General features: G+C 39.6%; 8 protein-coding genes and 4 tRNA genes. All 12 read left to right on the forward strand.

What is annotated here, in order from left to right:
* Positions 1–57: 57 nt before the first annotated feature.
* A complete protein-coding gene (locus HYS07_10560) occupies positions 58–705 on the forward strand; it encodes a porin family protein (GenBank protein ID MBI1871618.1) in 648 nt (215 codons plus the stop codon).
* 284 nt (positions 706–989) lie between these two features.
* Positions 990–2,153: a PAS domain-containing protein gene (locus HYS07_10565; protein MBI1871619.1), complete on the forward strand. Its 1,164-nt coding sequence runs from the start codon at positions 990–992 to the stop codon at positions 2,151–2,153.
* Positions 2,140–3,615, forward strand: a complete 1,476-nt coding sequence (locus HYS07_10570; GenBank protein MBI1871620.1) for a sigma-54-dependent Fis family transcriptional regulator — start codon at positions 2,140–2,142, stop codon at positions 3,613–3,615. The genes HYS07_10565 and HYS07_10570 overlap by 14 nt, the downstream gene beginning before the upstream one ends.
* A gap of 278 nt (positions 3,616–3,893) precedes the next feature.
* The gene (locus HYS07_10575) at positions 3,894–4,925 is read left to right on the forward strand and encodes a response regulator (protein ID MBI1871621.1); all 1,032 of its coding nucleotides are present in this window, start codon (positions 3,894–3,896) and stop codon (positions 4,923–4,925) included.
* Positions 4,922–6,190: an outer membrane protein transport protein gene (locus HYS07_10580; protein MBI1871622.1), complete on the forward strand. Its 1,269-nt coding sequence runs from the start codon at positions 4,922–4,924 to the stop codon at positions 6,188–6,190. The genes HYS07_10575 and HYS07_10580 overlap by 4 nt, the downstream gene beginning before the upstream one ends.
* A gap of 21 nt (positions 6,191–6,211) precedes the next feature.
* On the forward strand, positions 6,212–6,589 hold the full coding sequence (locus HYS07_10585; protein ID MBI1871623.1) for a response regulator: 378 nt from the start codon (positions 6,212–6,214) through the stop codon (positions 6,587–6,589).
* A gap of 209 nt (positions 6,590–6,798) precedes the next feature.
* Positions 6,799–7,263, forward strand: a complete 465-nt coding sequence (locus HYS07_10590; GenBank protein ID MBI1871624.1) for an NUDIX hydrolase — start codon at positions 6,799–6,801, stop codon at positions 7,261–7,263.
* Positions 7,264–7,388: 125 nt separating this feature from the next.
* A tRNA-Thr gene (locus tag HYS07_10595) sits at positions 7,389–7,460 on the forward strand.
* 329 nt (positions 7,461–7,789) lie between these two features.
* Positions 7,790–7,871: transfer RNA gene (locus tag HYS07_10600), tRNA-Tyr, on the forward strand.
* A 158-nt stretch (positions 7,872–8,029) separates the two neighbouring features.
* Positions 8,030–8,100, forward strand: a tRNA-Gly gene (locus HYS07_10605).
* Between the two features lie 114 nt (positions 8,101–8,214).
* Positions 8,215–8,287 (forward strand) — tRNA-Thr (locus HYS07_10610).
* 151 nt (positions 8,288–8,438) lie between these two features.
* Positions 8,439–8,532 (forward strand): hypothetical protein (locus HYS07_10615; GenBank protein MBI1871625.1); only part of this gene is annotated, 94 nt, incomplete at its 3' end.

Genomic DNA, 8,532 nt, shown 5'->3' on the forward strand with positions numbered 1-8,532 from the left:
ATAGAGTGTCTCCCAATCTCACAGAAGGGGGGGTGAGAATTTAGAAACGAGCATTAAATGAAAACATCACAAGTGCGTGGTGTTATTTTAAGAATCATTACATTAAGAAAGGAGATTTACAAAATGAAAAGGATATTTTTGGCATTGCTTGTTTTGGTTACAGGCCTTGTCACTACACGGTTTGCTCAGGCTGATGGTGAGGAGATGGCTTGGACGCTTCATGGCTTATATGTTGAGCCGAACTTCCAGGCCTTTGTTCCCTTCAACGATAATTTGGACGTTGCTCCTTTCGTCGGGGGTAAAGTCGGTTATCAGTGGAATCAGTATGTTGCCGTTGAAGTAGATGCAGGATGGACCAATCCGGATCTTGATCAAGATGCGGGTGATGTCACTGTAGTTCCGCTTCTTTTCAATGCTCGTGTCAATCTTTGGCCCGGTGTTTACATGGTCGATCCATATCTTTTCGGCGGTATCGGTGTTAGTTTTAACGACATTGAAGTGGTCGGCGATGATGTGGACATCGATAATAGCTTTGCAGGTCAAATTGGAGGCGGTGTCGAGTATCATTTCAATGAAAATGTGTCTGGGTATTTGGATATGCGTTTTTATTTTTCTGATCCAGATCTTTCTACCAGCGTTCTTGGAGAATCAGATGTTGATTTAAATTCTTTCCTCGTCGGTGGTGGTGTTGTTTGGAGATTCTAGTAGGTTTGATTTAAAAAAGCCCCGGGGTCAATCCCGGGGCTTTTTTTTTGTAAAAATACGAGTTTAAAATAAAAAATAAGGTGTACAAAAGAATTTTCTTGGTTTATCTAAAGGAAAGCTGATACTATTTTTGCTAAACGAGGATGCACTTCGGAGAATTTTTGTGAACCGAGTGCTTTTTTTATCTAATTGTAGAACCAGTAATATTTTTTACGAAATCCTGAAGAAGGATTTCGCTCTACTTTATTCCTGCCCAAACAATCTTCATCTCAAAGGATGCAACCATGACGGATGACGTTCTTTTGAAGATGGATTATGCCGAGAGCGTGATTGAACATGCCTCTACGGGGGTTATTACCGTCGATTGTACACGAAAAATCACCCATTTGAATCGAGAAGCTCAGCATATTCTAGGGAATAGTTCTTATGGATGGGTTGGCAAAGATCTTTCTTTTTTACCCGAAACCTTGGTTCACTTAATAGAAGAGACTTTACAAACGGGGCGGGGATATCACCGTCATGAAGTTAAATTAAGAGACGGAAAGCATATTGGGGTGAATTCAGCTAAGATTCGTTCTCGTTCAGATGAGTTTGTAGGGGTTGTTGTCATTTTCACAGATTTATCCCAGATTAAAAATTTCCAGAGGCAATCGAGAACCCAGGAGAAATTTAGTTTTATATCTAAAATTGCACAATCTTGTTCCCATGAACTCAAAAATTGTTTGGTTTCAATTAAGACTTTTTCTCAACTCTTACCAGAAAAATATATGGAAGAAAGTTTTCGCAAGGATTTTTATACCATCGTTTCTGGCGAGGTTGATCGTCTCGAGAATTTAGTCGATAATTTTGTATTCTTCTCTCAGCCCATTGAATTAAAAATGAAATCTGAAGATATTCGTGAAGTTCTTGAGTCCAGTTTAGGAGATTTGAAGGATGTTAACCTCAGTAATATTCAAATTGAGAGGGTCTATCAGCACTCCATAGGATCTCTTCTGATGGATCGTACCCTGATGATCAGGGCCTTGGGAAACATCCTTCGAAATTCAGCTCAAGCGATGTGGAAGGGAGGCATATTGACTCTCAAAACGAAGATCCCTCCTCTGGGTGAAGGGTTTGATAATCTTTTTAAAGAAGAGGCTTTGCTCATTCAAATTGAAGATACCGGCGATGGAATTTCTGAAGAACATTCTCAAGAAATTTTCGAGCCGTTCTTTTCGACCAAAACTTTAGGGATGGGGCTGGGTCTTCCTATGGCAAAGAGAATTATTGAAGATCATGGAGGTCAAATCAGTTTTACCAGTCGAAAAGGAAAAGGAACCTGTGTTCAGGTAGTGATTCCGATTCGATTACCCAGTGAAATGCCTGTAGAGGGAGACGAACTAAAAGATCAAAAAAAACCCATGGCTTTTGAAATGTCATCCAATGAGGTGCGAGATGAAATCAGCTAAATCTCCAAAAGTTTTGGTTGTTGATGATGAATTAGGTTCTCAAGAATCTTTAAAAATGATTCTCAAAGATTCTTATCAGGTGATTACGGCTCCCACGGGCGAAGAGGCTTTTAAGGTATTGGACAATGAAAATCCTGATTTAGTTCTTTTGGATGTTCTTCTTCCGGGGATGGGGGGGATTGAGGTGTTACGAAAAGTCAGGTCTTTAAAACCGGACACGCAAGTCATTATGGTCACGGGAGAGGGTAAAGTGAAAACGGCGGTTGAGGCCATGAAATTGGGAGCCTTCGACTACATTCATAAACCTTTTAATGTTGATGAACTTCAAATTCTTGTTAAGCGTGCCTTGGAACAGCGTAATCTTCGCCATGAAATTGATCAATTGAGGGTTGAATTAAAGAAGGCCTATCAATTTGACAATATTGTGGGAACCAGTGAAAAAATGAAAAATCTTTTTGAAAGCATTACGCGTGTGATGAATTCTAATGCCAATGTTTTGGTCACGGGAGAAAGTGGTACTGGAAAAGAACTGGTTGCCCGGGCCATTCACTATAATGGAAATAGAAAAGAACAGCCCTTTGTAGTGGTTCATACCTCTGCTGTTCCTGATAAACTTTTGGAGAGTGAACTTTTTGGGCATGAAAAAGGTGCTTTTACCGGAGCCATTCAAAGAAAAGATGGAACATTAGAGCTTGCCGATGGAGGAACCGTTTTCCTTGATGAAATTGGCGATATGCCCTTTGAGCTTCAGGCCAAGCTTTTGAGGGCCATTCAAGAAAAGGAATTTCGAAGAGTCGGAGGAACAGAGTCTATTCGGGTCGATGTTCGATTTGTCGCTGCCACCAATAAAAATCTGGAAAAGGCGGTAAAAGAGGGTAGCTTTAGAGAAGACCTCTATTATCGACTCAGTGTAGTTCCGATTGTTCTTCCTCCTTTGAGAGAAAGAAGAGAAGATATTCCCCTTTTGGTCTATCATTTCTTAGATCGTCATCGAACAGGAGCCCATTCTAAAGTCGAAGGTTTTGCTCAAGAAGCGATGGATGCGCTTCAAAATTATGACTGGCCTGGAAATGTTCGAGAGCTTCAAAATGCCCTAGAAAATTTGGTGGTCATGGTAGATCATCCGATGATTCGTTTGGAGGATCTTCCTCAACAAATTCGGATGCACCAGTTTCAAAAAAATCTTTTTGGTCAAAACTCTAAAGAAGGTGCTTCTCTGGAATCCATTGTCGCCGCTTTTGAAAAGCAGATCATTGAAGAAGCGCTTCGTAAATGTAACGGGATTTATACTCGAGCGGCAAAACTTTTAGGGACCACGAGAAGGATTTTAAAATATAAAATTGACCAACTCCAAATTCAGCCTGTGCGAACTTCTCGTAAATCTAACAAACAAGAAGAAAATTCTTCTCTTCCCTCTCCCAATGAAATTCTGCCTTCTCCAGGTCTCATTGAAAATTCATAGAATCCTCTCGTTTTTTTATCATAACTAACAAAATTGGGCAAACTAATTATTCCGTCCTTTTTTGTATATTGCTATTCAGTGTTTTAAAATTAAAATCAAAAAGAATAATTTTTATAACTTATTTATTTATAGATACTTACATATTAATTTTATTTAAATTTATACTTGGCATGGGACTTGATATATAAGGACCCGAGTGCTTCCTCGTTCCCACCCACAGGCGGGATGCCAGAAAAAATGGATACTTCCTGTGGGAAATTTTTTTTTGGAGAATCGTCATGGAGAGTCTACGAAAGACAATTCTTGTGGTAGACGATGAAGAGGGGATTCGTAAGTCCCTCGACATGATTTTAAAAGAGCATTATCGAGTCTTCACAACCCCTAGTGCTGAACAAGCCCTCCAACTTCTTCAAACAAATCTTAAAAATGTGGATGTCATTTTCTCCGATATTCTTATGTGCCAGATGACCGGGATCCAGTTTTTAGAGAATGTCAAAAAATTCTGTCCAACGGCACAAGTTATTTTAATAACGGGCTATCCTACGATCGATACCACTGTTGCTGCTCTTCGTTTAGGAGCTTCGGATTATATTCTCAAACCTTTTACAGTGGATGAAATTCTAAAGGCCACAAGACGGGCTTTGGAACGTAAAAGAACCTATCAGAAAAATCAGGAGAAAATTCAAGAGCTCTCGGAGGCGATTCAGAGAAATTATGATGGGACCATTCGTGCTTTAATTTCTGCGATTAATATCAGAGATCAATATACCGCTGGACATTCCTATCGGGTTTCAAAACTCATGGCACGCTTTGCCAAATTTCTTAAAATAGATTCTGAGATTGCTGAGAAATTAGAGATTATTGGCTATTTACATGACATTGGTAAAATCGGAATTGCCCAAGAAATCTTGAATAAAAAGTCGGGTCTGACGTCAGAAGAATACGAAGAAATCAAGCTTTATCCCTTTATTGGATATAAAATTCTCCAATCGGTAGATTTGTTAAAAGATGTCCTGGACATTTTGCTCTATCACCAAGAGCGCTTTGATGGGCAAGGTTATCCTGCAGGACTTCGGGGGCGTGAAATTCCTTTGGGCGCAAGAATGTTAGCCATTGTTGATGCCTACGATGCGATGACCTCCCAGCGAGTTTATCAGGAAAAACAATCGAGTGAGCTCAGTTTTAAAGAATTACGCGAGCAAGGGAAAAGTCAGTTTGATCCTGATCTTGTAGAATCTTTTATTCGAATGATGGAAACAAAAGGGGATTCTCCAATTCCAGTCCTTCAAAGGGAGGTAAGCTCTTTATGAAAAAAAATAAAACAGCAGAATTTGTTGCTTATGGATTAGGAATTTGGATGGTTTTTATTTTTTCAGCTTCATCAGCCTATGCGATTGGTTTTAGGTTATACGATGAAGGGGCAAAGGCTCAAGGACAGGCTGGCGCTTATACGGCTCAAGCGGATGATGCCTCGAGTCTTTATTATAATCCAGCGGCGATGCCCAGTCTTAAAGGCGATCAAGCTTTGACGGGAGCAGAGTTTATATTTCTCGATACCGATTATACAAGTACATCTGGGGTCGAAGAATCTTCGGAAAATGATATGGGGATGGTTCCCCATTTTTATGCTGTGAAACAACTCAATAAAAAATGGGCGATTGGTTTGGGAGTTTATTCTCTTTTTGGGCTTGCAACAGAATACAATGATCGAGGGGCTTTCCGTTATGTGACCACGAGTTCTGAATTAAGAACGATGGACGTGAGTCCGGTGATCGCTTATCAATTAACCCCTGAGCTTTCTGCCGCGGCTGGTTTGGACGTAGTGATTGGAAGTGCTGATCTGCGTAGCAAGGTTGATTTTGGAGCCTTGGCTGGAATTTCGGGAATGGCGGATGGCAATTCTCGATTGGCTGGAGATGGGGAAGGGCTGGGCTTTAATGTAAGCCTTCTTTATCAACCCCATGTACAGCATCGCTTTGGAATTTTATTTCATAGCCCAGTTGATCTTGATCTTGACGGGAGCGTGGTTCTTTCGAGTATCCCCAATTTTGTAGGAGTGGGTTCTACGGTGACGGGAGATCTTTCAACAGAAATTGATTTGCCGGCTATTATTAGATTTGGGTATGCCTACACTCCCACTTCACAGTGGAAGATAGAGTTTGATTTAGATTGGTCTAATTTTAGTTCCTATAATGAGTTGGATTTAAGGAGCACCAATCCCCTTTTCCCATCGACCATTGTTCCTAAAGATTATGACGATGGATATGTTTTTGCGATTGGAACGCAGTATCTCTTGAATGAGTCCTGGGCCCTTCGGGCGGGTTACGGACATATTCTTGCCTCTGTTCCGGACTCCACCTTTGATCCCATTGTTCCAGATGCGGACCGAAATTTTGTTACTGTGGGTCTAGGATATGAATGGAAAATGTTTACGGTCGATGCGGCTTATCAAGCCATTTTTTTTGATGATCGGAATATCGATAATGATGTTGGGGCCAGTGTCGGTTCGACCGTGGATGGGCATTATGAAACTTTTGTTCATGCCTTTGTTATTGATGTAAAAATGTCCTTTTAGTTTTTGAGTGAAACTTTCTCTATGAAACAGGCGACCGTGTTAATTGTTGACGACGAGAGAGGTCCCCGGGAATCCCTCCGAATGATTCTAAAAAATGATTATCAACTTCTCATTGCCAGCAATGGTTTTGAGGCCATTGAATTTTTAAAAAACCATCCGGTGGATGTCATTGTATCAGACCTTAAAATGCCCGAACTTTCTGGGGTCGATGTTTTGAATCGAGCAAAAGAATTGGATCCCAGAATTGAATTCATCCTCTTAACCGGTTTTGGGAATTTACAAAGTATCAGTTTAGAAACACCTCATCCCATCTCAGATTTTCTCTACAAACCTTACAGTGTAGAAATCGTTCGAAGTGTTGTAAAAAAGGCTGTTGAGAAAAGAAAATCGCAATCATAAAAATCCAAAAATCAAACATCAAAGATCAAAATGACAATGTAAAATTTAAATATCTCCCTTGCAATAACATTAGAAATTTTGAATTTTGGTATGTCATTTTGCATTTTGATTTTTGAATTTTAAATTAACTACGAGGATAGGTTAATAGCCTACGATCCGTTTAAATTAATCCCTCCTGTGTTACGTAAAAATTCGGTAGAATGTCTCTTATGATGAAATTAAAAAAACAGCTTGAGGTAGAAAAGCATGTTTCAGCTGGAGGGGTGGTTTATCGTTTGAGTGAAGAAATTCTTCAAATTGCGCTGATTTCAAAATTAGGAAGAAAGGTTTGGTGTCTTCCAAAAGGTCATGTTGAAAAAGGAGAGAGTTTTTTTGAGGCCGCTCAAAGGGAGATTTTAGAGGAGACAGGTTTAGAGGCCCATCCTTTTAACAGTCTGGGTGATGTTGCTTATGAATATTATGATCGGTGGGAGAAGAAAAGAATTTTTAAAACGGTCCATTTTTTTCTTTTTGTTTTCTGTAAAAAAGTCAGGAATCCTCAAGATCGTGAAGTGGATGAGGTGAAATGGTTCTCGGTTGACGAGGCTTTGTCCTGTATGAGTTATTCTAGTGAAAAAAAGATTGTGAAGAAAGCGGCTCGGTCATTGATGAAGAATGGTAAAAGGACGTTTTAGCTTGATCCTCCCGATAGGTTTTTGATAGCTTCTAGCCCTAATAATAAAATGTGAAATTTGTTTTTATGAATCGATTTCTACCTTAATTTTGATTTTTGATGTTTGATTTTTGGATTTTCATAGTTGCTGGCGTAGCTCAACGGTAGAGCACCTGATTTGTAATCAGGCGGTTGCGGGTTCAAATCCCATCGCCAGCTTAAAAACAGTTCAAGGTTCAAAGTTTAACCCCGTTATTCAACGGGGCAAGAGTTCAAAGAAAAAAACAAAAGAAAAAACAATTTAAAATTCTCTTGCAACCTTTGTCTAGGTTTGGTAAAAGATTCAGTTACAGTATCTATTTTAGAAATTCCTTTTTTCAGATAACTCTCTTAGGTTCAAAAAGAGAAAAAGGTCTTTTTGTACCTAGTGGGGTATTTTTTTATTTGTTTTCTTTTTTATAACTGCTTGTAAAATAGTGGGTTAAGTTTTTAAATTCTAAATTTCGAGCTAATTTTCATCCCGATGGATAGAATAGATGAGAATTTTAGGGCAGGTACCAAAGTGGCCAACTGGGCCAGACTGTAAATCTGGTGGCTATGCCTTCGAAGGTTCGAACCCTTCCCTGCCCAGGAAGACGGTTTAAAGTTCAAAGTTTAAGGTTTAAAGAGAAAAGCGAAAAACGAGAAAAGCATTTGATGGGTGTTGAGCTATATTTAAAGTATTAGCTTTGTATTAGCTTCAATTTTTTTCTTTGAACCTTGAACTTTAAACTTTGAACTGTATTACTGCGGGAGTAGCTCAATGGTAGAGTTCCAGCCTTCCAAGCTGGATACGCGGGTTCGATTCCCGTCTCCCGCTTGAAAAGCAGTAAGGAGTAGGCAGTAAGAAGTAAGTAGTAAAAAATAAAGTGGGTTTGGTACGTATTGGATTCTCTACATACTACGTACTGTTTACTACTTACTGTTTTTATCTGCCGAGATAGCTCAGCTGGCAGAGCACGTCCTTGGTAAGGACGAGGTCACGGGTTCGATTCCCGTTCTCGGCTCGGGACATAAAGGCAGTTTAAAGTTTAAAGGGAAAAACGATAAAGACTTTTGGATTTTGAACCGTATTTACGTGAACTGTATTTGTTTTGATTTTTTGTTTTTTCTTTAAACTTTAAACTTTTAACTTGTCTTTAAAGGGAGGGCTTAAAAATGGCAAAAGAGAAATTTGACAGAAAAAAACCGCACGTCAACATAGGAACCATCGGGCACGTAGACCATGGGAAAACCACACTCACGAGTGCCA

This window comes from Chlamydiota bacterium, from assembly GCA_016178055.1.
Classification (GTDB): Bacteria; Auribacterota; JACPWU01; order JACPWU01; family JACPWU01; genus JACOUC01.